Below are 25,079 nucleotides of genomic sequence, written 5' to 3'. Positions count from 1 at the left end.
AATGCGAACAGGGAGCGCACGAGCACAGGAGAGTCCACATCGTTTCGTCCATCCGGGCAGGAACCGGTCCTGGGGAGACCGTCACGACGTCGTGGCGTCCTCCCTGTGCTGGGGACCTGGGGAAGTCCCCGTCACGCGGGCCTCGGGGGTGGTTCCATCCCGGCGAGTCACAGCACGGTAACGAGTTGGGTATCGGCGACATCAAGCCGACACGACCGTGTTGCGCCGAACGGCACGTCGGCCACGACGAACGCAGCTACTTTGCGCTCTCTCGGGCGACGGAGCGTGAAGGTTGAGGGTGTTCGGCGAGTCGATAGGCCCGTCGGGCGTTGTCCGCGGTCGTTCGCGCCAGCCCGTCGGCAGGCTCGTCACGGAGCTCCGCCAGATCGCGCACCGTGTGGGGGACGACGTAGGGCTCGTTCGGCCGACCGCGGTACGGGTGCGGAGTCAGGAACGGGGCGTCGGTCTCGACGAGGACGAGCTCGGCGGGCATCCACCCCGCCGCTCGCCGCAGCTCGGCGGCGTTCGCGTTGCGGAAGGTGGCCGTGCCCGAGAACGACGCGAACCAGCCCTCGTCGGCACAGCGGCGCGCCAGCTCGGGCCCGCCGGAGAAGCAGTGGAAGACCGTGGTGGGCGGCGCACCCTCGGCGGCGAGCACGTCGAGGATCGCGTCGTGGGCGTCGCGGTCGTGGATCACCAACGGCAGCCCGCTGCGCTTGGCCAGGTCGATGTGCCAGGCGAAGGCCTCCTGCTGGACGTCGAGCGGCGCGCAGTCCTCGCGGCGCGTCGTCCAGTAGTCGTCGAGCCCGGACTCACCCACGGCGACGACGCGGGGCCGCGCGGTGAGCTCCTCGAGGTCCCGGCGCGCGTCCTCGGTGAGGTCGTCCGAACGCGTCGGGTGCAGGCCCACCGCGGCGAACACCCGCGGGTCGCCGTCGGCCGCCCAGGCCGCCCAGCGGGCGGAGTCGAGGTCGTCGGCCGTGGTGACCACCGCCTCGACCCCGGCGCTGGTGGCGCGGTCGAGTACCTGCGCGAGCACCTCGGGCTCCCGCGCGCCGCACGCGTCCAGGTGCGTGTGGGCGTCCACGACCCCGGGCCCGATGGGTTCGGGCACCGGGGGCGGGGCCCGGTCCTTGCTACTCACCGGTCGCGATCGGCGCCCACGACGGACCCGTCTCGCCCAGCGACGGGTCGAGCTTGGCGAACAGCGGCGTCGGCCGGGACAGCGGCCGGCCGACCGGGATCGGCGTCGACGCCCAGCGGGCCTGCTCGGACGCGTAGTCCCCGGTGAGCACCGAGTGGCTGGTGCCGAGCTCGCCGGAGGTGCCGGCGTCCTCGCGGTGCGGCTGCTCGGCCCAGACGCCGGAGCCGCCGAGGGCCTCGTGGACCTTCTGCGCGGCGTGCGGCAGGAACGGCGTGAGCAGCGTGTTGGCGTCCTGCACCACCTGCAGCGCGGTGTGCAGGATCGTGTCCCGGCGGGCCGGGTCGTCCTTGCGCTTCCACGGCTCCTGGTGGCTCAGGTAGGCGTTCGCCTCCCCGACCACCCGCATCGCCTCGGAGATCGCCTGCTTGAACCGCGAGCGGGCCAGGTGGGCGCCGACGGTGTCGAACGCCGCCCGGGACTGCGCCAGCAGCGCCTCGTCGGCCGGGTCCGGCGCCGTCGGCTCGGGCACGGCGCCGACGTTCTTCGCGGCCATCGACACCGAGCGGTTGACGAGGTTGCCCCACTCGTTGGCCAGCTCGAAGTTCGTGCGCCGCACGAACTCGTCCCACGTGAAGTCGGTGTCCTGGTTCTCCGGCCCGGCCACGGAGATGAAGTAGCGCAGCGCGTCCGGCCCGAACTCCCGCAGGAAGTCGCCGACGTAGATCACCGTGCCGCGGCTGGTGGAGAACTTCGAGCCGCTCATCGTGAGGAACTCGGAGCTGACCACCTCGGTGGGCAGGTTGAGGTGCCCGAAGCCGCCGACCTCGCCGCCGCGGTCGCCCTCGCCGTTGTGCCCGAGCAGGATCGCCGGCCACATCACCGAGTGGAAGGTGATGTTGTCCTTGCCCATGAAGTAGAAGGACTGGGCGTCCGGGTCGCACCACCACTGCTTCCAGGCGTCCGGGTCGCCGGTGCGCTGGGCCCACTCGACCGACGCCGACAGGTAGCCGATGACGGCGTCGAACCAGACGTAGAACCGCTTCATCGGGGCGTCGCGCCAGCCGTCGAGCGGGATCCGCACGCCCCAGTCGAGGTCGCGGCTGATCGCGCGGGGCTTGAGGTCCTCGGCCAGGCGGCGGCTGAAGTTCAGGACGTTGGGCCGCCAGTGGGTGCGGGTGTCGAGCCACGAGGCGAGGGACTTGGAGAACGCCGGCAGGTCGAACAGCAGGTGCTCGGTCTCGACGAACTGCGGGGTCTCGCCGTTGATCCGCGAGCGCGGGTTGATCAGGTCCGCGGGGTCGAGCTGGTTGCCGCAGTTGTCGCACTGGTCGCCGCGCGCGCTCGGGTAGCCGCAGATCGGGCAGGTGCCCTCGATGTAGCGGTCGGGCAGCGTGCGGCCCGTCGACGGGCTGACCGCGCCGAGCGTCGTCTCGGTCGCGACGTAGCCGTTGTGCCACAGCGCACTGAACAGGTCCTGCGTGACGCGGTGGTGGTTGTCGGTGCTCGTGCGCGTGAACAGGTCGTAGGACAGGCCGAGCCCGACGAGGTCGTCCTGGATCACCCGCGAGTAGCGGTCGACGAGCTCGCGCGGCGTCGTGCCCTCCGCGTCGGCCTGCACCTGGATCGGCGTGCCGTGCTCGTCGGTGCCCGAGACCATGAGCACCCGGTTGCCGACCATCCGCTGGTAGCGGGAGAAGACGTCGGAGGGCACACCGAAGCCGGAGACGTGGCCGATGTGCCGCGGGCCGTTGGCGTACGGCCACGCCACGGCGGTCAGCACGGGGATGCTCATGTCCTCATTCTCCGCACGCCCGCCACCGGCGACGGCAGTGGCTACGGCATGGCCCCGAACTGCCGGTCACCGGCGTCGCCCAGCCCCGGCACGATGTAGCCGTCCTCGTTCAGGCGCTCGTCGAGCGCGGCGGTCCAGACGGGGACGTCCGGGTGGGTCGCCGCCAGGTGCTCGACGCCCTCGGGCGCGGCGAGCAGGCAGATCGCGGTGACGTCGTCGGCGCCGCGGGCGGCGAGCAGGTCGATCGTGTAGGCCATCGACCCGCCCGTGGCGAGCATCGGGTCGAGGACGAACACCGGCCGTCCCGCGAGGCTGCCCGGCAGCGACGCCATGTACGGCGTGGGCTGCAGGGTCGCCTCGTCGCGGGCGACGCCGACGAAGCCCATGACGGCCCCGGGCACCTGGGCGTGCGCGGCCTCGGCCATCCCGAGCCCGGCGCGCAGCACCGGCACGAGCACCGGCGGCGCCGCGAGCTCGGCGCCCGTCGTCGCCGCCACCGGCGTGCGGATGTCCCGGGGCACCGTCGCCGCGTCCCGCATCGCCTCGTAGACGACCATCGCGGTCAGCTCCCGCACGGCGGCCCGGAACGACGGCCGGTCGGTGGTCTCGTCGCGCACGGTGGTCATGCGGACGTCGACGAGCGGGTGGCGCACGACGTGGGGACCGGGCATGGCCGCGGACGCTATCGGGCCGGGCGGCGGGTGCCGCGCAGGTCGGGTGATCAGCGCGGCAGCGACTCGGTGAACGCCACGACCGCGCGCCCGAGCTCGGCGCCCGCGTCCTCCTGGAGGAAGTGCCCGGCGTCGGCGATCGTCGGGTGCACCCGCCCGGCCGCGCCCGGCACGTGGTCGCGCAGCACCGGGCCCATGGTGCCGGTGATCGGGTCGGAGTCGGAGAACGCGGTGAGGAACGGGCGGTCGTAGCGCCCGAGCGCCTCCCAGGCGGCCCGGTTGGCGCCGTTCTCGGGATCGTCGGGCCGGGTCGGCACGAGCAGGGGCATCGCCCGCGGCCCGGCCTTGAACGTCTCGTCGGGGAACGGCGCGTCGTACGCCGCCCTGTCGGCGTCGGCGAGGCCGCGGGCGCAGCCGGAGGCGACGAGCCGGCCGACGTCGAGGACCTCGGCCTTCTCGACCGCGCGCCGGAACCCCCACCAGACCTCCGGCATGTCGACGTCGCCGGTCGGCAGGCCGGTGTTGGCGGCCACGACCCCGGCCCACCGCTCCGGCTCCGCGGCGACCAGCCGCAGGCCGATCAGCCCGCCCCAGTCCTGCCCGACGAGCACCGCGTCGCGCAGACCGAGCGCGTCCACCGCCTGGCGGGTCCAGGCGACGTGGCGCGCGTAGGAGTGGTCGGCGATCCGCGCCGGCTTGTCGGAGCGGCCGAAGCCGACCAGGTCGATCGCCACCGCCCGCAGGTCGGCCGCCACGAGGGCGTCGACGACGTGCCGGTAGAGGAACGACCACGACGGCTCGCCGTGGAGCAGGAGCACGGCCGGCCCGTCCTCGGGGCCCGCGCCGTAGGTCGCGACGCGGACCGCCGGGCCGCCGTCGGGGTCCTCGACCTCGACGTAGCGCGGCGCGGACACCGCGTCCGGCAGGTCGGCGAAACGGTCGTCCGGGGTCCGCAGCAGCTCCACCCGGGCAGGGTGGCAGTCGGAGGGGATCCGGTGGAACAGGGCCCGGCGGGGTACGGGCAGGTCACGGCGCCCGTCATAAGGTGCGCCGCGCACCCCACCCCCGGTTCGCGGAGGCCGCCCGGCATGGCGCAGGACATCATCCCGATCACGCTGGCGCTCACCGCCGGCGACCTGGTCACGCTGTGGGCCCCGCGGTGGCGCCAGGACGGCGACGAGTGGGAGGCGTTCCTCGGCGACGACGAAGCGCTCTTCGCCTTCGCCGACGCCGCCGACCTCGCCGCCTGGGTGGCGGGTGCCGAGGAGTCCGGCCAGGAGCACGACCTCACCGACCACCCCGCGTGGCCGGTCGTCGTGAAGCTCTCGGTCGACGAGCTGACCCCCGAGGACGTGCAGCGCTACGACGTCGTCGGCGTCCCCGAGCTCGCGGCGGGCGATCCCGACACCTGGACCCTCGACGACCTCGCCGAGGTCGCGGCCATGTGCCGCTCGCTGGCCGACGTCTGCGACCTCGCCGTCATCCACGAGGTGCTCGACGCGACCCCCGCCTTCGCCGCGCTCACCGCCGGGCCGACGGCGTTCGCCGGGCGGGACGGGCAGGCGCTGTGGGCCGAGCTCGCCGAGGTCGTCGACGAGCGGTGGGACGAGGTGGTCGACGCGCTCGACGGCATGGTCACCACCCCGGAGGTCGACGAGGAGCTCGCGGCGCGGCTGCGCGCCACGGCCACCCCGACCACCGAGGAGTCCGGCGACCTCGACCCCGACGAGGAGGGCGAGCCCGCGGCGCCGGCGGAGAACGCCGACGGCGACCCCGAGGACGCGCAGGACGTCGCCGACGACCCCCGTGACGCCGTCGACGACGCGCCCGACGAGCTCCGCGAGGACACCCGGGGCGAGTCGCTGCGCAGCGACCTCGTCGACGCCGCCGAGGAGCCCGAGGAGGGCTTCTGGGAGGAGGTCGGCATCGACCCGATCGGCATCACCACCGCCGACGGCGACGTCATCACGCTGCGCTGCTACCTCGACGACGCCCCGGTCTTCCTCGGCTCCGGGGGGCGCATCGAGACCTTCACCTCGGCCCGCGCGCTGCGCACCTGGATCGCGGGCGAGGGGTCCGACGGCCACGACCTCGCCGACGTCGCCACCTGGGAGGAGGTCGTGTCCGCCGCGACCGGCGGCGACCTGGAGATCGAGGTGGCCCCGGAGAACCGGTACGTGCTCGCGGGGCTCGCCGACGACATCGGCGAGGGGCCCGACGTCGTCGACGCCGAGCAGCTGGAGCTCGCGGTCGAGCTGATGATCGACGCCGCGGACTGGGCCGACGAGACCCGCACCCGCGAGGCGTTGGCGCCGTCGGAGAGCCTCGGCTGGCTCGTCTCGTTCGTCGTGCGCCCCGACCCGACGCGCCTCACGCCCTCGCCGCCGTTCGACCGCGAGGCCGCCGCGTGGCGGGCTCTCGAGGACCGTTTCCTGGGGCGGCTGCGCCAGCACTGAACGCCAGGCCACGCATGGTGCCCGTGTGGTGGACCCCCGGACGCCCGGGCATCACCCGGATGGGCTGGCCCCGTGGGGGGTGTTTACGCTTCGGCGCTGCCGAGACCGGCCGTCCCCGGGGCCGGAACCGTCGCAGAGAGATGGGCGCCGCGTGATCGACAACAGCCAGACCATGTCCTTCGACCGCATGCGCAGCATGCTGGTGCGGGCGGCGGAGGTCCGGGACAGCGAGCAGCAGCAGATCTTCGACTCGCTCGACGAGATCCATGGTCGCCTGGCGGCACTCGACGGCCTCGGCGCGATGCGCAAGCGGCTCTCCGAGGTGCCCGACCGCACCGAGATGAGCGTGCTGGCCGAGCGCCTCGACGAGACCGTCGCGAAGCTCGACAGCCAGGAGTCCTCGATCTCCTCGCTCGCGCGGCTCGTCGAGGGCCTCGTCGACCGCGTCGCCGAGCGCCTGGCCACCCCGTTCGCCCAGCTCGACGGTCGCCTCGACGGCGTGTCCGGGCGCTTCGAGGGCGTGGCGGGCCGGATGGACGGTCTCGAGGACCGCATCTCCGGGCTGCACAAGCGCCTCGACGACCTCGACAACAAGCTCGACCGCCACGAGATGCGCCTCGACGGGCTCCCCTCGGCGGTCACCGGCCCGATGCGTGAGCGCGTCGACGCCGTCGACTCCTCCCTGCGTGACCGCCTCGACGACCTCGCCCGCGGCGTCTCCGAGGAGATCACCGGCACCCGCGAGGCCGCCCGCAGCGACGCCACCACCACCCGCTCCGAGACCACGGAGCAGGTCGGCGAGCTGACCTCGCGCCTCGAGGCGCTCACCGGCCGCCTCGACCAGGTCGGCAGCCGCCTCGACGGGGTCGAGACGGGCCTGAACGACCGCGTCGGCGCCCTGTCCACCTCGGTGGAGAACGGCCTCGACCGCCTCGACGGCACCCTCGTCAGCCGGCCCGACCACGAGGCCGTCGTGGCGCTGGTCCGCCAGGCCAACGAGGAGTCCGAGCGCCGCAACGCCGGGCACCTCGACGAGGCGATGGCGACCTTCGCCGAGATCATCCTCGGCCCGGGCGGCGGCAACTCCGCCCCGATGCCCGCCCCGCGCCCCACCGCCCGCCGCGGCTCGCGCAAGCCCGTCGCCCGCGACAGCCAGGTCAACGGCGCGGAACTGCCGACGGAGAGCTCCGGCGCCGAGGGCTGAGCCGCTCGCGGGTTGTCAGCGAAGTGCCGTCACGGACACTCAGCGTCCGTATCGGTACTTCGATCACCCGCTGACCGGATGGCACGCCGCTCCGGGCGGAGCGAGGGACGCCCTGGCTGCGTGCCACGCAGCGAAGGACGCCTTCGCTCCCCGGCCGGTGCACCCGAGCGGGCGGCACGGCGGTCGGCAACGGCGCGGTGCCCGGCGTCTAGTGTCGCGCCGGTGCGTTCCCGACGTCGGCTCGCGACGGTGACGGCGCTGCTCGCCCTCGTCCTCTGCGCCCTGCCCGGCGCCACGGCGGTCGCCGCGCCCGCGCTGCCGGCGGGCGCCGAGTGCCCCAACGGGACCGCGCCCGGCCCGCCGGTCGACGAGTCCGAGGCCCTGCGGCCCGGGCAGACCGAGCCCCCGGCGCTCCCGGTGCCCGACCCGCCCGTCGGCGGGCCCGCGATGGGCACCTGCGGCGACGTCGTCGGCGAGGGCACCCCGGCGGCACCGGCGGTCGGGGTCGTCTCCTACGTGCTCGCCGACCTCGACACCGGCGCCGTCATCGCGGCCCGCAACCCGCACGCCCGCCTGCGCCCGGCGTCGCTGATGAAGACGCTGACGGGGCTGCTCGCGGCGCGTCGGCTCCCGATGGACGAGACGATCACCGGGACGCAGGAGGACGCCGACCAGGAGGGCACCCGGGTCGGCATCGGGCCGGGCGGGCAGTACACGATCCGCCAGGTGTTCGACTCCATGCTCATGGCGTCGGGCAACGACGCCGCGCACGCGCTGGCGGTCCGGCTCACGGGCAGCGTGCCCGCGACGGTCGACCTCATGAACAGCACGGCGCACGACCTCGGGGCGCTCGACACCCGCGCCGCGACGCCGTCGGGGCTCGACGGGCCGGGCATGTCCACGTCGGCCTACGACCTCGCGTCGATCTTCCGCGTCGCGATGCGGGAGCAGGCGTTCGCCCAGGCGACGTCGACCACGCGCATCCCCTTCCCCGGCTACGGCGCGAACCCGCCCTTCGAGGTCGTGAACGACAACAAGCTGCTGACCAGCGGCTACCAGGGCTACATCGGCGGCAAGACCGGCTTCACCGACGACGCGCGGCACACGTTCATCGGGGCCGCCCAGCGGAACGGGCACCGGCTGGTGGCCGTCCTCATGCGCGGCGAGCAGCGCCCGACGCCGATGTACGAGCAGGCCGCCGCGCTGCTCGACTACGGGTTCGCCCTCACCGACCCCCGGCCCGCCGGCACGCTCACCGACGCGCCGGCCGGCGGCGACGACGCCCAGGTGAGCGTCACCCCGGAGCCCGGCACCGGCGACAGCAGCGACGGCGGTCCGGCGTCGTCGTCCGGCGCGACGTCCTCGTCCTGGGGCACCCCGCTGCTGATCGTGGCCATCGTCGCGGCCGCCGGCGGCCTCGTCGCGCTGCGCGCCGGGCGGCGCTGAGCCCAGGAGCAGCGCAAGATCGGGGCATGCCCGAACCCCTCGGCGAGGCGTTCACCCGGATCGCGGCCGAGCACCCCGACCGGCCCGCGGTCACCGACGACGGTGCTCGGTGGACCTTCGCCGAGCTCGAGGCGCACGCCAACCGGTGGGCGCACGAGCTCGCCGCCCTCGGTACCGGGCCCGGCGACATGGTCTCGATCGCGTTCCCGAACGTCGCCGAGCACTACGCGCTGACGATCGCGGCGTGGAAGCTCGGCGCGGTGCCGCAGCCGGTGTCGCACCGGCTCGCGCCCGCCGAGCTCGCGGCCGTCCTCGACGTCGTGCGCCCGCCGGTGGTCGCGGGGCTGGCGCCCGGCACCGACCCGGACCTCGCGCCGTCGGGGACGACCGTCCTGCCGCTCGGGCACCGGCCCGCCGGTCCGGACACCCCGCCGCCGCCCGCCCCGCCGTCACCGGCGTGGAAGGCGCCGACGTCCGGCGGCTCGACCGGGCGCCCCAAGGTCATCGTCGCCGGGGAGCCGGGCACGCTCGAGACCGTCGTCGCCCGCGCGCCCGTCTACGACATCCGCCCGGACGGGACGTTCCTGTGCACGGCGCCGCTGTTCCACAACGCGCCGTACCTGTTCTCGCTGCTCGGGCTCATGACCGGCAACCACGTCGTGCTCATGGGCCGCTTCGACGCCGGCCGGGCCGTGGCGCTCGCCCGGGAGCACGCCGCGACCTGGATCTACGCCGTGCCGACGATGATGGGACGGATGGTGCGGCTGCCCGACCTGCCGGAGCTGCCCGCCCTGCACACCCTGTTCCACATCGGCGCGCCGTGCCCGCCCGCGGTGAAGCGCGCGGTCATCGACTGGCTCGGCCCGGACCGGGTGCTCGAGGGCTACGCCGCCACCGAGGCCCAGGCCCGCACGACGATCACCGGCCGGGAGTGGCTCGACCACCCCGGCTCCGTCGGCCGTGTGACCGGCGGGGAGATCGAGGCGCGGACGCCCGACGGGACCCGGCGCTGCGACGTCGGGGAGGTGGGCGAGCTCTGGCTGCGCCCCGCCCCGGGCGTCACCACCTACCGCTACCTCGGCGCCGACGCCCGCAGCCGCCCCGGCGGCTGGGAGTCCCTCGGCGACATGGGCAGCTTCGACGCCGAGGGCTACCTCTACCTCGCCGACCGCGCCACAGACATGATCGTCGTCGGCGGCCAGAACGTGTACCCGGCCGAGGTCGAGGCGGCGATCCTCGAGCACCCGGCGATCGTCTCGGCCGTCGTCGTCCCCGCTCCCGACGACGATCTCGGCTCGGTGCCCCACGCCGTGGTCCAGGTCGACGGCGACGTCACCGACGCGGACCTGGACGCCCACGTCGCCGCGCGGCTGTCCTCGGCCAAGCGGCCACGGGCGTGGCGGCGCTCGGCCGAGGCGCTGCGCGACGACGCGGGCAAGGTCCGGCGGTCGGCGTACCGCTAGCTGTACTTCAGGGTCCCGTCGTCCAGGTCGGCGGCGGGCAGGGTGTGCCGCTCCTCGGCGTACTCGTGCATGTGCGTCCACGGCACGCGGTCACCCTGCTTGAACATCTTGTGCTGGCTGCGCATGACGTAGCCGGAGTTGAAGTTCTCCGGGTCCGACCACGGCCGGATCTCCATGTCCGCGTCCTCGGCGCGCAGGGTCGGGGTGACCTGGTGCGCCCCGCGGGTCTCCATCGTCGTGAACAGGCGGCAGATCAGGTCGCTGACGAGGTCGGCCCGCAGCGTCCAGCTGTGCCGGAAGTAGCCGAAGACGTAGGCCATGTTCGGGATGCCCGAGATCATGATCCCGCGCCAGGTCACCTGCTGGGAGACGTCGACGGGCTCGCCGTCCACGGTGAACGGGATGTCGCCGAGGGCGCTGAGGTTGAACCCGGTGGCCGAGACGACGATGTCGGCCTCGAGCTCCTGGCCCGACGAGGTCCGGATGCCGGTCTCGGTGAAGGTGTCGATGGTGTCGGTGACCACCGACGCCCGACCCTCCTTGATGGCGGTGAAGATGTCGCCGTCGGGCACGACCGCGATGCGCTGCTGCCACGGGCGGTAGCCCGGGTTGAAGTCCTTCTCGACGTCGTAACCCTCGGGCAGGTACGGCCGCATCTCGTCGAGGAGCCAGGTCCGCGCCTCGTCCGGGGTCTCCTGGCACATCCGGGTCAGCTCGTTGAACTGCTCGATGTAGGCGCGGCGGAGGATCTCGTGGGTCCAGTCCTCGGGGATGTCGAGGGCGCGCAGCTGGACCGCGAGCTCGTGGGTCTTCGGCACCGCCGCCACGAACGTCGGCGTGCGCTGCAGCATCGTCACGTGCGCGGCGGTCTCGGCCATCGCCGGGACGACCGTCGCCGCCGTCGCCCCGCTGCCGATGACGACGACCCGCTTGCCCGTCCAGTCGAGGTCCTCGGGCCACGTCTGCGGGTGTGCGATCACGCCGCGGAAGTCCTCCGTCCCCGGCCACTCGGGGCGGTAGGGGTCCTGGTGGTTGTAGTAGCCCTGGCACATCCACAGGAAGCCGCAGGTCATCCGGACGTCCTCGCCGGTGTCGCCGCGGTGCACGTCGACGGTCCACTGCTGCTCGTCCGACGACCAGCTCGCGGCCGTCACCTCGTGCCGGTAGCGGATCGCCGCCTTGAGGTCGTCCTCCTCGATGACCTCGTCGAGGTAGTTCGTGATCTCCCCGGACGTGGCGATCGACGGGCCGCGCCAGGGCTTGTGGGCGTAGCCGTAGGTGAACAGGTCGGAGTCCGAGCGGGCGCCCGGGAAGCGGTGGGTCCACCACGTCCCGCCGCGGCCCTCCATCTTCTCGAGGATGGCGAAGCTCTTGTCGGGGAAGCGGTCGCGCAGGTGGTGACCGGCGTCGATGCCGGAGACGCCGGCGCCGATGACGAGGACGTCGACGTGCTCGACGTCGCCGCTCCCGCCGGCTCTCGTCGTGGGGCTGCTCTCGGTGATCGTCACGGTTCCTCCTCCGTCACGCGGACACGGTCGGGCTCAGGGCGGGGCGCATCGCCGCGACGGCGTCGTCGACGACCCGGGCGCCCGACGGCGTGGCGCCGAGCGTCCAGAGGAAGCCGTGGATCATGCCGTCGTAGCGCTCGGCGGTGACGCTGTTGCCCGCCTCGCGCAGGCGGCGGGCGTAGGCCTCGCCCTCGTCGCGCAGCGGGTCGAACTCGGCGGAGGCGACGAACGCCGGGGGCAGCCCGGAGAGGTCCGGGGCCCGCAGCGGGAAGGCGTACGGGTCGTCGGCCGGGTCGGTCGCGCCCAGGTAGTGCGCCCAGAACCACTGCATGGTGGCGCGCCCGAGCAGGTAGCCCTCGCCGTTCTCGGTGATCGACGGGCTGGTCCAGTCGAAGTCGACGACCGGGTAGATCAGCAGCTGGAACGCGATCGCCGGGCCCCCGCGGTCGCGGGCGGCGAGGCTGACGGCGGCGGCGAGGTGGCCCCCGGCCGAGTCGCCGCCGACCGCGAGGCGGGAGGCGTCGACCCCGAGCTCCTCGGCGTGCTCGGCGACCCAGACGGTGGCGGCGTAGCAGTCGTCGAAGGCCGCGGGCTGGACGTGCTCCGGCGCGAGGCGGTAGTCGACCGACACGACGGTGACGCCGGCCGCGTTCGCGATCTGGCGGCACGGCCGGTCCACGGTCTCGATGTCGCCGATGACCCAGCCGCCGCCGTGGAAGTAGAGCAGCACGCCGTGGGGCAGGTCGCCGGCGGGCGTGTAGATCCGCACCGGGATGTCGCCGGCCGGCCCCGGGATCGCGCGGTCCTTGACGTCCGCGACGTCCTCGACCGGGGGCTGCAGGTCGACGAACGCCGCGCACGCCTGGCGGGCCTGCGGCACGGTCATGCACTCGATCGGCGGCATGCCCGCCTCGACGAGCCCGTCGAGGAGGGTCTTGGCCTCGGGGTGGAGGGGCACGGTGGCTCCTGTCGGTCGGCGACATGTATCCATCGCAGCGTGACCCTGGCCACACCGGTCGCGCTTGTGCGACGGGGACGAACGACCCCCGCCGACTTGTGCGGGCCTCTGCCGTGTGGACCTCCGGGCGCCGCCGGTCGGTCGCGGACGCTGGTCGCGGTCCGTCCTGACGGTTACCGTCGGACAACGGCCGTCGAGGGCCGCGGGCGCTCGGGTGGTGGTCGAGGGTGGTGGTCGTCCAGCCCTCCCCCTTGCCGACCGGCCCCCCGGACGTCGTCGCCGAGGTCGCGGACGCGCTGACGCCGCGGCGCTCCGAGGTGAGCGCCTCGATCACCGACGTGCTCGCCACCCGCATCGACGAGCTCCGCGGCGACCCGGCGCTGCGCGACCTGCTCGCCGCGAGCGTCGAGGGCAACGTCGAGACGATCTTGCACGTCCTGCGCCACGGCCTCGCCCCGCGGGACGTGGAGCCGCCCCCGGCGGCGATCGAGTACGCCCGCCGCCTCGCGCAGCGCGACGTGCCCGTGAACGCCCTCGTGCGCGCCTACCGCGTCGGCCAGTCGCACCTCATGGAGTGGGCGTTCGCCGAGGCCACCCGCCGCCCGGGCGACGCGGCCGTCGCGGCGTCCCAGAAGATCGTCCTGGTCGTCATGGACTACGTCGACCACGTCACCCAGCACGTCATCGCCGCGTACGAGGACGAGCGCGACCGCTGGCGGCAGGGCCGCCACGCGCTGCGGCTGGCGCGGGTGCGCGACGTCCTCGCCGGGCGCACGCCCACCGACCCCGACGAGCGCCTGGCCGTCGAGTCCACGCTCGCCTACCGGTTCGCGCCGGTGCACCTGGCGCTGGTCGTGTGGGTCGACGACCCCACCGAGCCCGGGATCCCGGCGCTCGAGCGGGTGGCGCTGGACCTCGGCGCCGCCCTGGACGCCGTCGGCCGCCCCCTGGTCGTGCCCTGGGACGCAGGCAGCGCCTGGGTCTGGGTGACGCGGCGCGGCGACGACGACCCGTCCGGCGAGACGCTGACACGGGCCGTGACCCGCCACGGCGCGGGATGGCACGTCGCGGTCGGCTCGCCCGCCGGCGGACTCGACGGGTTCCGGACGAGCCACGACCAGGCCCGGCGGGCCCGGGAGGTCGCCCTCGCGTCGGGGGCCGGCGCACCGCCGGTGATCCTCTTCGACGAGGTGGGCGCGGTGGCGCTGCTCTGCGCCGACCGCGACGGCGCGCGGGCCTGGGTGCGCCGCGTGCTGGGGCCGCTCGCCGAGCAGGACCCCGCCGTGGCGCGCCTGCGCGAGACGCTGCGGGTGTTCCTCGCCACCGGCGGCAGCCTCGCCACCACGGCGCGGCGGCTGCAGGTGCACCGCAACACCGTGAAGTACCGGGTGGGGCGCGCCGACGAGGTGCGCGGGCGACCCGTCGGCGGCACCGACACCGACCGCCTCGACGTCGAGCTCGCCCTCCTGGCCTGCGCCTGGCTGGGCTGACCGGCCGATGTGAGCGGTCAGCTCTCCTTGCTGCGCCGCCGCCCCATCCCGAGGCCCAGCACGCCCAGGATCGCGCCCGCGCCGAGCAGCCCGGCGGCGGCGCGCGGACCGGGGGTACGCCCGACCGTCACCGCGGGCCGCACGATCACCGGCGCCGGCTCGGGGAGCTCCTCGCGCTCGTTCTCCTTCAGCGTCGCCGCCCAGGCGGTGACGAACAGGATGAAGCGCGAGACGAAGTTGGCGAACACCAGCAGACCGATGATCGGCCCGAACGCCGCCCCGGCGGGCGAGCTGGTGACGCTGCCGATGTAGACGGTCATGATCTGCTGGAGGATCACGAACCCGACCGCGGCGAGCAGTGCCGCCCGAGCCGCCGAGCGCAACGTCACCGGCTCCCGGGGCAGGCGGGCGATCACCCAGAGGAAGACCAGCCAGTTCGCGGCGATCGTGATGACGATGCCGGCGACGACGAACAGGACGTGCGCCCAGCCCGCGTCGCCGAGCCCGAGGAAGTCGAGGATGGTGTTCGACAGGCCGGTGGCGACGGCGGTGACGGCGAACGACAGGCCGAAGGCCAGTCCGAGCCCGACCATCGCGATGAGGTCGCTGCCGTACTTCCTGACGATCGACGGGGGCTCGCCGCGCTGGTCCCACTGCTCGGAGAGCGCCTCGCGCAGGTTGCCCATCCATCCGAGCCCGGAGAACAGGGCACCGAGCAGACCGATGATCCCGACCGCGTTGCGCTGCGCGATCGCCTGGTCGATGACGGAGTTGAGCAGGTCGCCCAGCCCGGGAGGGACGGCGGCCGTGATGCTGTTCTGGATCTCGGTGAGCAGCGCCTGGTTGTTCGCCAGCACGAACGCGGCCGCGGCGAACGCGACCATCATCAGCGGGACGAGCGCGAGGATCGAGAAGAAGGTGATCGCGGCGGCGTAGTGGTCGCCGTGCTTCTCGGTGTAGCGGGTCGCCGCCCGCACGACGTGGTCGAGCCACGGGTACTTGGCCCGGAGCTTCTCGAGCTGCGTCGGCTCGTCCTGCCCGGACGTGGTGTCCGTGCCGTTCGTGCTGGCGGCGCTGGTCATGCGGCGTCGTCCTCTCGCGGTCCCCGACGTCCCGCGGGTCGGTGCGACCCGCGCGTGGGACCTAGCTACCCCGCGTGGCCCGGCATCACGCGCCGTTCACGCGCGCTGTCAACCGTCAGGCGGCGCCGTAGGGACCCGGGTCGAACGTCCCGTTGCGCGCCCGGAACGAGCGCGCCGTGCCGGGCCACAGCAGCGTGAGCCGGCCGCTCGCCTCGTCGACGTACCAGCTGTCGCACCCGCCGCGCAGCCACACCGTGTCCGCGCTCATCGCGTCGATCTCGCGGGTGTAGGCGTCCTCGGCCTCGGCGGTGACCTCCAGCGGGGTCCCGGGCCGGTCGGCGAGGTGGTCGAGGGCGCCGAGGACGTGGTCGATCTGCGTCTCGATCATGTAGACGGCCGAGTTGTGCCCGAGGCTCGCGTTCGGGCCGTTGACCACGAACATGTTGGGGAAGCCGTGCACCGCGGTCGAGGCGTGCGCGGTCATCCCGTCGGCCCAGCGCTCGGCGAGCAGGCCCAGGCGGCCCTCGATGCGCTGGGCGAACGGCAACCGCGTGGTCCAGAAGCCGGTCGCGAGCACGAGCGCGTCGAGCGGGTGGTGGGCGCCGGACGCCGCGATCGCCGTCGACTTCTCGACGCGCGCCAGCGCGCTCGGCTCGAGGGTCACGTCGTCGCGCCCGAGCGCCGGATAGAGGTCGTCGGAGATGACGATGCGCTTGCAGCCGATCTCGTAGTCCGGGCGCAGTCGGGCACGCAGGTCGGCGTCGGGCACCTGGGCGGCGAGGTGGCCCAGCGCCCGCTCGCGCAGCCGGTCGATGTCGGGACGGACGCGCCGGCGCGCGGCGATCGCCTGCTCGGCCTCGTCGAACAGCTCCTCGCGCAGCGCCCGCTCGGCGGTGGGGTCGAGGGCGAAGGCGCGGCGCTCGTGGTCGGAGTACGCGCGGTCGCCGCGCGGCACCACCCACGGCGGGGTGCGCTGGAAGACGACGAGGTGGCTCGCGGTGCCGGCGAGGGCGGGCGCGATCTGCGCGGCCGAGGCCCCGGTGCCGACCACCCCCACGCGCCGTCCCGCGAGCTCGGCGGCGCCGTCCCAGCGCGCGGAGTGGAAGACCGGACCCTCGAAGTCGGACAGCCCCGGGATCTCGGGGATGCGGGGCTCGGACAGGCGCCCCGCGGCCACGACCAGGACCTTCGCCCGGTAGGTGCCCGCCGACGTCGCGACCCGCCACCGCGTGCCGTCCCACCGGGCGTGCTGCATCTCGGTGCCCAGGCGCAGGTGGGGGTCGAGGCCCTCGTCGCGGGCGCACTCGCGCAGGTACTCGTGGATCTCCGGTCCGGGTGCGAACACCCGCGACCAGTCGGGCTTGGGGCGGAACGAGTACGAGTAGAGGTGCGACGGGACGTCGCAGGCCACGCCGGGGTAGCGGTTGTCGCGCCACGTGCCGCCGACGCCGTGCGCGCGCTCGAGGAGCACGAACGACTCGCGGCGCCGCCGGGCCAGGCGCACGCCGAGACCGATCCCGGCGAACCCGGCGCCGACCACCGCGACGTCGACGTCGACGTGATCAGGCACGACCCGAACCTACGCCCGGGACGTCGGGGCTGTCAGAGCACGGCGATCACGCCGAGCGCGAGGATGACCGCCAGGAGCGCCAGCGCGAACCACAGCCGCGCCCGCCCGGCCTCGCCGTCGATCTGCGCCCCGACGTCCGAGCGTCGCCCGTCCTGGGGTGACCCGACACCGTGGTGCGTCCCGCTCGCGGCGTCGTAGTACGACTCGCCGCCTGCTCCGCTGCCCCCGACCATGCCCTCGACGGTACGGGTGGTGCGCTACGCGCACGTGAGCACTTTCGCGTGCTCTGGCACTCCGAAGTGCTCACATGCCGGAGGCACCGCGCAGGACCGCCATCCGGTCGGGGGGCGGATCGCCGTAGAGGGTCGTGCGCTGGCGGGGCGTGCGGCCGAGGTCGGCGGCGAGCGACTCGACCTCGCCGAGCGTGAGCTGACGGCCTGCCTCGGCGCCGGCGGCCGGGTCGATCGCCCCGTCGAGCAGCAGCCCGCCCGCGTCGTCGGCGCCCCCGCGCAGGACGGCGGTGGTCAGCGCGGGCCCGAGCTTGGGCCACGCCGCCTGGACGTGGTCGATGCGCCCGTGGAGCATCAGCCGCGCGACGGCGTGCAGCGCCCGCGTCTCCCGCGCGTCGGGCACCGTCCCGGTGCGAGCAATGCGGCTTTCCTGGCGTCCCGCGCCAGGATCGCCACATGCTCGGTCCGCGACACGCCGCAGCTCGGGCGGCAGCGCCTCGGGCATCAGCGGCATGGCGATGAACTCGGTGAACCCGCCGGTGCGGTCCTGGATCGCCGCGAGCGCGCGCAGGTGCGCGACCTGCTCGGCCGGCGTCTCGACGTGCCCGTAGACCATCGTCGCCGTCGAGCGCAGGCCCACCTCGTGGGCGGTGGCGACGAGCTCGGTCCAGCGGGCGGCGGGGATGTCGGTGCCGCCGCTGAGCAGGGCGCGGACGCCGTCGTCGAGGATGCGCGCAGCCGTGCCCGGCACCGATCCGAGCCCGGCGTCCCGGGCGGCGACGAGGAACGCGCGCGGGCTCATCCGCAGGCGCGCCGCGGCGTCGGCGACCTCGGCGGGACGGAACGCGTGCAGGTGTAGCGGCACGCGCCCGGTGATCAGCGCCACGAGGTCGAGCGGGGCACGGTCGTCGACGTCGGGCGGGAGCGGGCCCTGCACGCAGATCTCGGTGGCGCCGAGGGCCCAGGCCTCGTCGACGAGCTTCTCGGCGTGGTCGGGGTCGCGGACGACGGCGGTGTCGAGGTTGCGGTTGGCGACGAAGGTCAGCTGGTCGCCGACGACCTCGCGGCGCACCTCGTCGGCGAGCTCGGCGAGGGCCTCGAGCTCGTCGCCGTCGGCGGCGAGCAGCGCGACGTAGTCGTCGTCCGACAGTGCGGCGGGCTCCGCCTCGGCGCGGGCGAGCGGCGTGCGCGCGCTCACCGCGCCGCGGCCGGCTGCCGCGGGCGGGCCAGCCCGCGCTCGTCGGCCAGGGCGATGACCGGGTCGACGAGGTCGGGGTGCAGCCACCGGTTCGGGTCGCGGACGTAGCGCGGGTAGATCGTCAGCCGCGGGGTCAGCGCGAACCCGGCCGCCGCGGTGACGTCCCGCAGGGCGTCCAGCCCGGGCCACGGGCGCTCGGGGTTGACGTGGTCGGGGGTCACCGGCGAGACGCCGCCCCAGTCGTCGATCCCGGCGCGCAGCAGGAGGGCCTGGTCGTCGGCGGCGGACTGGCTGTCGTCGAGGTCGCCGGCGAGGTTCGGCGGCGCCTGGACGCTGACACCGCGTGGCATGATCAGCCGCGCGACGGCCACGGCGGCGACGAACGCGTCGAACTCGGCGTCGGGCTCGCCGCGCATCGCGGTGTCGGGCTTCGCGCGGAAGTTCTGGACGATGACCTCCTGCAGGTGCCCGCCATGCCGCGCCGACTCCGCGAGCACGAGCAGCGACTGCGCCCGCTCGGCCCGGTGCTCGCCGATGCCGACGAGGATCCCGGAGGTGAACGGCACCCGCGCGCTCCCGGCGTCGTCGACGACCCGGCGACGCAGGGCGGGCTCCTTGTCCGGCGACCCGAAGTGCGCGCCGCCCGGGCGCGACCACAGCCGCGTGGCCGTCGTCTCGAGCATCATGCCCATCGACGGCGAGACCGCCCGCAGGCGCTGGAGCTCGACGAGGTCCATGACGCCGGGGTTGAGGTGCGGGAGCAGGCCGGTCTCGTGGAGGACGGCCTCGGCCGAGTCGTGCACGTGGTCGAGCGTGGTGGCCAGGCCGCGCGCGCCGAGCCAGTCGCGGGCCGCGGACCAGCGCTCCTCGGGGCGGTCGCCGAGGGTGAAGAGCACCTCGGTGCACCCCTGCTCGGCGCCGGCCCGCGCGATGTCGAGGACCTCGTCGCGCTCGAGGTAGGCGGCCGGCAGGCGGCCCGGCACCGTCGCGAACGTGCAGTAGTGGCAGCGGTCGCGGCACAGGCGCGTGAGCGGGACGAAGACCTTGGGGCTGTAGGTGACGACACCGGTGCGCCCCTCGGCGGCGAGGTGCTCGTCGCGACGTTGCGCGGCCAGCGCGAGGAGCGCGTCGAGGTCGTCGCCGCGCGCGGCGAGCAGGGTCGTGGCGTCGGCGAGGACGTCGGGATCCCGCGGGTCCCCGGCCAGGTCGGACGCGCGAGCCAGGGCCGCGCGCACCTCCGCCCGCGTCGGCTCCACCGGCTCCGGGAGCTCGGCCGGCGCCGGCGGCGGGACCGCGGGATCGGGGAGATCGGCGGGAACGACCACGCGCCCGAACCTACGCGCCGCCCGGGCCCGCCGCCCGTGTCGTCGCCGGCAGCCCGTCCCGGGGTCGGCCGGGGTGTCAGCCGTGCGTCCACGCTGACACTCACCGTCAGGAAAGCACCCACGATCACGGAGCGGGCCGGACGCACCTGGTCCAGGGTGAGCGGCGTGGAGGCCCGGAGCCGCGCCCTCGCCGCGCTGTGCGTCACCGAGATCGTGAGCTGGGGCGTCCTCTACTACGCGTTCCCGGTCCTGGTGACGTCGATCAGCGCCGACACCGGCTGGTCGGTCGGCGTCGCGACGGGGGCGTTCTCGGTCGGCGCGCTCGTCTCGGCCGGCGCCGGGATCGCCGTCGGCCGGCTCATCGACCGTCGCGGACCGCGGCTCGTGATGACCACCGGCTCGGTCGTCGGCGTCCTCGGGATCGTGGCGGTCGCCGCGGCGCCCACGCTGCCGCTGTTCTACGCGGCGTGGGCGCTGGCCGGGATCGGCCAGTCCGCGACGCTCTACCCGCCGGCGTTCGCCGCGCTGACCGGTTGGTACGGCGATCGGCGCGTCCGTGCGCTGACGACGCTGACGCTCGTCGCCGGGTTCGCGAGCACGGTGTTCGCGCCCCTGACCGCCGCCCTCGTCGGCCCTCTGGGCTGGCGCGGGACGTTCGCGGTCCTCGCCGTCGTGCTCGCGCTCGTCACGGTGCCGCTGCACGCCCTCGCGCTCACCCCGCCGTGGCGCCCTGCCGAGAACGTCGACCGCGAGTCGGCCGACCGGGAGCACGCGTCCGGGGTGCTGCGCAGTCCCCGGTTCGTGGTGGTCGCGGCCGTGATGACGCTCAGCGCGTTCGCGCTCTACGGCGCGACCATCAACCTGGTGCCGCTGCTCGAGGGCCGCGGGCTCGACCTCCGCCTCGCCGCCCTGGCGCTCGGGCTCACCGGGGCCGGGCAGGTGCTCGGGCGCCTGACGTTCGTCCCGTTGGTGCGGCGGTCGACGCCGCGGACCCGCCTGGTGGCGGTCCTGGTGCTCGGGGCCGCCGGCGTCATCGCGCTGGCCCTGGTCCCCGGCCCGGCGCCGTTGCTCATCGCGCTCGCGGTCGTCGCGGGCGCCGGGCGCGGACTGCACACGCTCCTCCAGGCGTCGACGGTCTCCGACCGCTGGGGCACCCGCGCGTTCGGGCGGATCAACGGCGTCTTCTCCGCCCCGGTGACCCTCGCCGTGGCCCTCGCACCGGCCGGCGGCGTCGCCGTGGCAGCGGTGCTCGGCGGCTTCCCGGCCGCTTTCCTCGTGCTGGGGCTGGCGACGCTCGTCGCGGCCGGCGTCGGGCTCGTCAGCTGATCTGCAGGAACGACATCGGACGCCCGTCCCGAGCCCGGTCGCCGGTGCCGGACGTGACGACGAGGGTGACGTCGACGGGTCCGACCGGGCGGCCGCGCCCGCTGTAGACGAGGCATGTCGTGCTCGGCGCCGCCTCGGACACCCCGCTCCGGCACCGGGCGGTCGGCATCTCGACCGGCCCGTACCCGAACCCCCCGCCCGCCGCGTCGGCCCGGCGCAGGGACCGGCAGATCGGGTCGGTGCCGCTCGCGCACGTCATCGTCAGCTGCGTGGCGACCTCGCGGTCGAGCTCCGCCGCGGTGTAGGCCCGGACCACGCCGCCGCCGGAGGGGCCGTGGCTGCCCAGCACGACCGCGACGATCACCACGAACACCGCCACGAGCGGCAGCCCGACCAGGAGGACCACGAAACGTCGCATCCAGGGCGGGCCGGTCTCGGCACGAACGGTCGTCACGGGCGACAGTGTCACGTTCCGTCACCGTTGTCGGGAAGATGCTCACTCCGACGGCCTAGAACGCGAGCGGGTGGATTTCCTGACGTTGAGTGTCAGCGTGGCCGCCACGCTGACACGCCCCGGCGTGTCGGCGCCCCGAGAATGTGGCGATCCTGGCAATCCAACACAGCACGCCGATAGGGCCAGGAAAGCCGCATCGCTCGAACGACCCCGGGCCTCAGCCGCCCTCGCCGATCTCCGGTGCGCCGAACGCCGCCCAGAGGCGGTCGCGGGTCATGGGGAGGCGGTAGGGGCGGACGCCGGTGGCGTCGCGGATCGCGTTCGCCAGCGCCGGGGCGACGGGGTTGTAGGGCGACTCGCTCATCGACTTCGCCCCGAACGGGCCGTGCGGGTCCGACGTGTCCGCGAAGAACACCTCGGTGCGCGGCACGTCGGCGTACTGCGGCAGGTGGTAGTCGCGCAGGACGCGGGTGACGACGCGGCCGGCGTCGTCGAGCCGGATCTCCTCGTGGAGCGCCGTGCCGATCGCCTGCGCGACGCCGCCCTCGACCTGCGCGCGGCACTGCTGCGGGTTGACGACGACGCCGGCGTCGGCCACCTGCACCGAGCGCAGGATGCGCACCTCGCCCGAGTGGACGTCCACCGCGACGCGCACCGCGTGCACGTTGAACGCGACCGACCGCGGGGTGCCGTCGTGCCGACCCACCGAGGGCTCCCCGCCGACCAGGGCGGCGAGCTCCGTCAGGCCCACGGACGACCCCGACGCCGCCACCCCCTCGGCCCCGAGCGTGCACGCCTCGACGTCCACGCCGAGCCGCGCGGCCGCCGCCCCCAGCAGCCGCGAGGCGAGACCGGCCGCCGCCCGCGCCACCGCCGTCCCGGCGACGACGGTGCCCGTCGACCCGAACGCCCCGGTGTCGACGCCGACCGCGTCGGTGTCGCCGGCGACGGCCCGCACCTGGTCCAGGCGGCACCCCAGGGTCGTCGCCGCGATCTGGGCGTGGGTGGTCGCGCTGCCGTTGCCGAACTCCGCGGTGCCCGTGCGCAGCCGGTAGGTCCCGTCGGGCGCGAGCGCCGCCGAGGCCTCGGCGTGGTGCCCGCGCGGCGGGATCGTCGCGATCATGCTCGCGGCCGCCCCCGTCCCCACCCGCCAGTGCTCCCCCGGCGGCGGCGCGTCACCGTCACGTGCGACCGCGGCCTCCGCGAGGTCGAGGCACTCGATCAGCCCGTCGGACCCGAACTCCAGGTCGTCGGGGTGCTCGCCGGGATCGTGCGACGCGACGAACGGCTCGCCCGGACGCACGACGCACCGGCGGCGCAGCTCGAACGGGTCCAGTCCCAGCGCGCGGGCGAGGTCGTCGAGCGCCGACTCGATCGCGAACTGGACCTGGCCCAGCCCGTACCCGCGGAACGCCCCGGACGGCGGGGTCGTGGTGTAGACGGCCTCGGCGTCCACGCGCTTGTTCGCGCACCGGTAGAGCGCCATCGACTCGTGGCAGCCGTGGAACATCACGCCCGGCGAGTGGTTGCCGTAGGCCCCGGCGTCGGACAGGACGTCGATCGCCAACGCCGTCAACGAGCCGTCGGCGCGGCCGGCCGCGGTGACCGCAACCCGCATCGGGTGCCGCATCGGGGTCGCCGTCAGCGACTCGGTCCGGGTGAGCTCCCACTGCACCGGTCGCCCGGTCCGCAGGACGGCGAGGCCGACGAGGTCCTCGGTGAGCATCTCCTGCTTCGAGCCGAACCCGCCGCCGACCCGGCCGGTGCTCACCCGCACCCGCTCGCGCGGCAGGTCCAGCAGCCGGGCCAGCTCGTCGCGCACCAGGAACGGCACCTGGCTCGACGTGCGCACGACGAGCCGCCCGGACGCGTCGAGCTCACCGCGGCACCCGTGCGTCTCGAGCGACGTGGGGGCCACGCGCCCGGTGTGCCAGGTGCCGGAGACGACGGCCCCGCCGGCCGCCCGCGCCTCCGCCACGCCCGCGGCGACGTCACCGACGCCGTCGTGCAGCGCGGCGACGACGTTGTGGGAGGGATCCGCGATCCGGCTCTCCGGCGCCTTGTCGCCGTGGATCGCCGCCGAGGTCCGGGCGGTCTCGGCGTCCAGCACCGGGGTGAGGACCTCGTAGCGCACCTCCAGCGCGCGCGCGCCCTGCTCGGCCGCCGCGAGGGTCTCCCCGACGACGGCGGCGACCCGCTGGCCGTGGAAGCGGACGACGGTGTCGAGCATCCGGGTGTCGTCAGGGTCGTCGAGCCGGTCGTCATGGCGCGCGGTCGAGTACAGGACGTCCGGCACGTCGGCGGCGGTCAGCACGGCGACGACGCCGGGGACGGCGCGGGCCGCCGCGGTGTCGATCTCCAGTACCCGGGCGTGCGCGTGCGGGCTGCGCAGCACCGCGAGGTGCGCGAGGTCCGGCGGCGCCGGGACGTCGAACGTGTACCGCGCCGAGCCCGTCACGACCTCCCGGGTCGCCGGCGCCCGCACCGACTCGCCGATCCGGCCGTCGGGCTTCGTGGTGGTCGCGGCGTCGAGGGCGCTGTCGATCGCGCGGTAGCCCGTGCAGCGGCAGAGGTTGCCCTGCAGGCCCCGCCGCCGGTCGGTGCCCGGCGGAAGCGTCGCGGCCGTGACGATCATGCCCGGCGTGCAGAAGCCGCACTGGAAACCGGCGGCCTCGGCGAAGGCGCGCGCCACCGGGTGCGGCCCCTCGGGGGTGCCCAGACCCGCGACGGTCGTGACCGCGGCGTCGGCGGCGCGCGCGGCCGGGTAGAGGCACGAGTGCACCGGGGTGCCGTCGACGAGCACCGAGCACGCGCCGCAGTCGCCGGCGTCGCAGCCCTTCTTGACCTCGACGTGCCCGGTCTCGCGCAGCAGCGTGCGCAGGCACTGCCCGGGGCGCGCGACGGCGTCGACCGGCTCGCCGTTGACCTTCACGCGAGCTCCTCGACGATCTCCCGCGCGAGGCGGCGGGTCATCGCGCGCCGCCAGGCCGGGGTGCCGTGCGGGTCGTCGTACCAGGGCCCGTCCGCCTCGAGCCCGAGCACGGCGGCGTCGAGCTCGGCGACGCCCGGGAACGCGGGGAACCGCAGCACCGCGGGCCGGGCACGGGCGGCGGTGACGGCGAGGGTGACCGCGCCCCCGCCGTCGACACCGTCGTCGACCCGCCCGCCGAGCAGCACCGCCGAGCGCCCGAGCGGTGCGAGGGAGGCCTTGCGCAGGGCGGTGCGCGCCCGCAGCGCGGACGACGGCAGCTCCACCGCCCGCAGCACGTCCCCGGGCCCGAGCAGGGTCTGCTGCGCCCCGACGACGAGGTCGGCGACGGGCAGCCGCGTCTCCCCGCCCGCGGCCGGCCAGACGACGGCGGTCGCGTCGAGGGTCACCGCGAGCGTGGTCATCGGGCCGGCGGGCAGGGCGAGGGCGATGTTGCCGCCGACGGTGGCCACGTTCCACACCTTGTGCGAGCCGACCAGCGCCTCGGCGCACCCCTGCACGAGCGGGTGCGGGACCTGCTCCACCAGCTGCGCGATCGTGGCCGTCGCGGCGACCGTGACCCGCTCGGGCGTCGTGGTCACCGCCGGCCAGGACAGCGTCGTGAGGTCGACCAGCGTGCGCAGGTGGGGCTGGGGCACGGAGAAGAGCCACGTCCCGCCGGCGAGCAGGGCGCCGGCGGGCGACGCGTCCGGCATCGCGGCGACGCGGGCCCGCAGCGCCGCGTCGTCGGCGGGGCGCTCGAGGGCCTCGACGGTGAGGAGGTCCATGTCGTG

At 74.9% G+C, this 25,079-nt stretch carries 20 protein-coding genes; 6 read left to right on the top strand and 14 right to left on the bottom strand.

Annotation, left to right across the window (positions count from 1 at the left end):
* Window positions 1-256: 256 nt before the first annotated feature.
* The 4 genes from ACR9E3_RS25710 to ACR9E3_RS25695 are packed head-to-tail and all read right to left on the bottom strand — an operon-like array spanning window position 257 to window position 4,572.
* Window positions 257-1,144: a TatD family hydrolase gene (locus ACR9E3_RS25710; RefSeq protein WP_460383545.1), complete on the bottom strand. Its 888-nt coding sequence runs from the start codon at window positions 1,142-1,144 to the stop codon at window positions 257-259.
* Window positions 1,137-2,936 carry a methionine--tRNA ligase gene (gene metG, locus ACR9E3_RS25705; protein WP_460383544.1) on the bottom strand — a complete coding sequence of 600 codons (1,800 nt, stop codon included), beginning with the start codon at window positions 2,934-2,936 and terminating at the stop codon, window positions 1,137-1,139. Before metG ends, ACR9E3_RS25710 begins: the two co-directional genes overlap by 8 nt.
* A gap of 41 nt (window positions 2,937-2,977) precedes the next feature.
* On the bottom strand, window positions 2,978-3,607 hold the full coding sequence (upp, locus tag ACR9E3_RS25700; RefSeq protein WP_460383543.1) for a uracil phosphoribosyltransferase: 630 nt from the start codon (window positions 3,605-3,607) through the stop codon (window positions 2,978-2,980).
* Window positions 3,608-3,657: 50 nt separating this feature from the next.
* Window positions 3,658-4,572 carry a haloalkane dehalogenase gene (locus ACR9E3_RS25695; protein ID WP_460383542.1) on the bottom strand — a complete coding sequence of 305 codons (915 nt, stop codon included), beginning with the start codon at window positions 4,570-4,572 and terminating at the stop codon, window positions 3,658-3,660.
* A gap of 123 nt (window positions 4,573-4,695) precedes the next feature.
* Here ACR9E3_RS25695 and ACR9E3_RS25690 point away from each other — a divergent pair, with 123 nt between their 5' ends.
* From ACR9E3_RS25690 to ACR9E3_RS25675, 4 genes are all read left to right on the top strand, one after another.
* Window positions 4,696-6,063, top strand: a complete 1,368-nt coding sequence (locus ACR9E3_RS25690; RefSeq protein ID WP_460383541.1) for a primosomal protein — start codon at window positions 4,696-4,698, stop codon at window positions 6,061-6,063.
* A gap of 151 nt (window positions 6,064-6,214) precedes the next feature.
* Entirely contained in the window at window positions 6,215-7,267 is a 1,053-nt protein-coding gene (locus ACR9E3_RS25685; RefSeq protein WP_460383540.1) for a PA containing protein, read from the top strand.
* 222 nt (window positions 7,268-7,489) lie between these two features.
* Window positions 7,490-8,713: a D-alanyl-D-alanine carboxypeptidase family protein gene (locus ACR9E3_RS25680; protein ID WP_460383539.1), complete on the top strand. Its 1,224-nt coding sequence runs from the start codon at window positions 7,490-7,492 to the stop codon at window positions 8,711-8,713.
* 26 nt (window positions 8,714-8,739) lie between these two features.
* Window positions 8,740-10,176 carry an AMP-binding protein gene (locus ACR9E3_RS25675; protein WP_460383538.1) on the top strand — a complete coding sequence of 479 codons (1,437 nt, stop codon included), beginning with the start codon at window positions 8,740-8,742 and terminating at the stop codon, window positions 10,174-10,176.
* On the opposite strand, the gene ACR9E3_RS25670 is transcribed toward ACR9E3_RS25675, so the two are convergent.
* Entirely contained in the window at window positions 10,173-11,684 is a 1,512-nt protein-coding gene (locus tag ACR9E3_RS25670) for a flavin-containing monooxygenase (protein ID WP_460383537.1), read from the bottom strand. The two genes, ACR9E3_RS25675 and ACR9E3_RS25670, sit on opposite strands and share 4 nt — an antisense overlap.
* A gap of 13 nt (window positions 11,685-11,697) precedes the next feature.
* Window positions 11,698-12,588 (bottom strand): alpha/beta hydrolase, encoded by an 891-nt coding sequence (locus tag ACR9E3_RS25665; protein ID WP_460383595.1) that lies wholly within the window; start codon window positions 12,586-12,588, stop codon window positions 11,698-11,700.
* 281 nt (window positions 12,589-12,869) lie between these two features.
* Here ACR9E3_RS25665 and ACR9E3_RS25660 point away from each other — a divergent pair, with 281 nt between their 5' ends.
* Window positions 12,870-14,132 (top strand): PucR family transcriptional regulator, encoded by a 1,263-nt coding sequence (locus tag ACR9E3_RS25660; protein WP_460383535.1) that lies wholly within the window; start codon window positions 12,870-12,872, stop codon window positions 14,130-14,132.
* Between the two features lie 17 nt (window positions 14,133-14,149).
* On the opposite strand, the gene yhjD is transcribed toward ACR9E3_RS25660, so the two are convergent.
* The 5 genes from yhjD to cofG all read right to left on the bottom strand — a co-directional run bounded on the left by yhjD (window position 14,150) and on the right by cofG (window position 19,537).
* Window positions 14,150-15,214: an inner membrane protein YhjD gene (gene yhjD / locus ACR9E3_RS25655; protein ID WP_460383534.1), complete on the bottom strand. Its 1,065-nt coding sequence runs from the start codon at window positions 15,212-15,214 to the stop codon at window positions 14,150-14,152.
* A 115-nt stretch (window positions 15,215-15,329) separates the two neighbouring features.
* Window positions 15,330-16,784: a flavin-containing monooxygenase gene (locus ACR9E3_RS25650; protein ID WP_460383533.1), complete on the bottom strand. Its 1,455-nt coding sequence runs from the start codon at window positions 16,782-16,784 to the stop codon at window positions 15,330-15,332.
* A 32-nt stretch (window positions 16,785-16,816) separates the two neighbouring features.
* Entirely contained in the window at window positions 16,817-17,017 is a 201-nt protein-coding gene (locus ACR9E3_RS25645; protein ID WP_460383532.1) for a hypothetical protein, read from the bottom strand.
* A gap of 70 nt (window positions 17,018-17,087) precedes the next feature.
* Complete coding sequence (locus tag ACR9E3_RS25640) at window positions 17,088-18,212, bottom strand: FO synthase (protein WP_460383531.1); 1,125 nt, start codon at window positions 18,210-18,212, stop codon at window positions 17,088-17,090.
* A complete protein-coding gene (gene cofG / locus ACR9E3_RS25635) occupies window positions 18,209-19,537 on the bottom strand; it encodes a 7,8-didemethyl-8-hydroxy-5-deazariboflavin synthase CofG (RefSeq protein ID WP_460383530.1) in 1,329 nt (442 codons plus the stop codon). The genes ACR9E3_RS25640 and cofG overlap by 4 nt, the downstream gene beginning before the upstream one ends.
* A gap of 165 nt (window positions 19,538-19,702) precedes the next feature.
* On the opposite strand from cofG, the gene ACR9E3_RS25630 reads away from it, so the two are divergent.
* On the top strand, window positions 19,703-20,863 hold the full coding sequence (locus ACR9E3_RS25630) for an MFS transporter (protein ID WP_460383529.1): 1,161 nt from the start codon (window positions 19,703-19,705) through the stop codon (window positions 20,861-20,863).
* On the opposite strand, the gene ACR9E3_RS25625 is transcribed toward ACR9E3_RS25630, so the two are convergent.
* The 3 genes from ACR9E3_RS25625 to ACR9E3_RS25615 all read right to left on the bottom strand — a co-directional run bounded on the left by ACR9E3_RS25625 (window position 20,856) and on the right by ACR9E3_RS25615 (window position 25,073).
* Window positions 20,856-21,317: a hypothetical protein gene (locus ACR9E3_RS25625; protein ID WP_460383528.1), complete on the bottom strand. Its 462-nt coding sequence runs from the start codon at window positions 21,315-21,317 to the stop codon at window positions 20,856-20,858. The two genes, ACR9E3_RS25630 and ACR9E3_RS25625, sit on opposite strands and share 8 nt — an antisense overlap.
* Before the next feature lie 217 nt (window positions 21,318-21,534).
* On the bottom strand, window positions 21,535-24,249 hold the full coding sequence (locus ACR9E3_RS25620) for a molybdopterin-dependent oxidoreductase (protein ID WP_460383527.1): 2,715 nt from the start codon (window positions 24,247-24,249) through the stop codon (window positions 21,535-21,537).
* Window positions 24,246-25,073 carry an FAD binding domain-containing protein gene (locus tag ACR9E3_RS25615; protein ID WP_460383526.1) on the bottom strand — a complete coding sequence of 276 codons (828 nt, stop codon included), beginning with the start codon at window positions 25,071-25,073 and terminating at the stop codon, window positions 24,246-24,248. The genes ACR9E3_RS25620 and ACR9E3_RS25615 overlap by 4 nt, the downstream gene beginning before the upstream one ends.
* Between the last annotated feature and the right edge of the window lie 6 nt (window positions 25,074-25,079).

Source organism: Actinomycetospora sp. C-140, assembly GCF_054796175.1.
The sequence above is the reverse complement of the archived record's forward strand: the minus strand, read 5'-3'. Positions and strand labels throughout refer to the sequence as shown.

Excerpts from the sequence above, each read along its gene's own strand:
- ACR9E3_RS25675 (WP_460383538.1), top strand. The coding sequence starts at position 8,740 with ATGCCCGAACCCCTCGGCGAGGCGTTCACCCGGATCGCGGCCGAGCAC.
- ACR9E3_RS25690 (WP_460383541.1), top strand. The coding sequence starts at position 4,696 with ATGGCGCAGGACATCATCCCGATCACGCTGGCGCTCACCGCCGGCGAC.
- metG (WP_460383544.1), bottom strand. The coding sequence starts at position 2,936 with ATGAGCATCCCCGTGCTGACCGCCGTGGCGTGGCCGTACGCCAACGGC.
- ACR9E3_RS25645 (WP_460383532.1), bottom strand. The coding sequence starts at position 17,017 with ATGGTCGGGGGCAGCGGAGCAGGCGGCGAGTCGTACTACGACGCCGCG.
- ACR9E3_RS25615 (WP_460383526.1), bottom strand. The coding sequence starts at position 25,073 with ATGGACCTCCTCACCGTCGAGGCCCTCGAGCGCCCCGCCGACGACGCG.
- ACR9E3_RS25665 (WP_460383595.1), bottom strand. The coding sequence starts at position 12,588 with ATGCCGCCGATCGAGTGCATGACCGTGCCGCAGGCCCGCCAGGCGTGC.
- yhjD (WP_460383534.1), bottom strand. The coding sequence starts at position 15,214 with ATGACCAGCGCCGCCAGCACGAACGGCACGGACACCACGTCCGGGCAG.
- upp (WP_460383543.1), bottom strand. The coding sequence starts at position 3,607 with ATGCCCGGTCCCCACGTCGTGCGCCACCCGCTCGTCGACGTCCGCATG.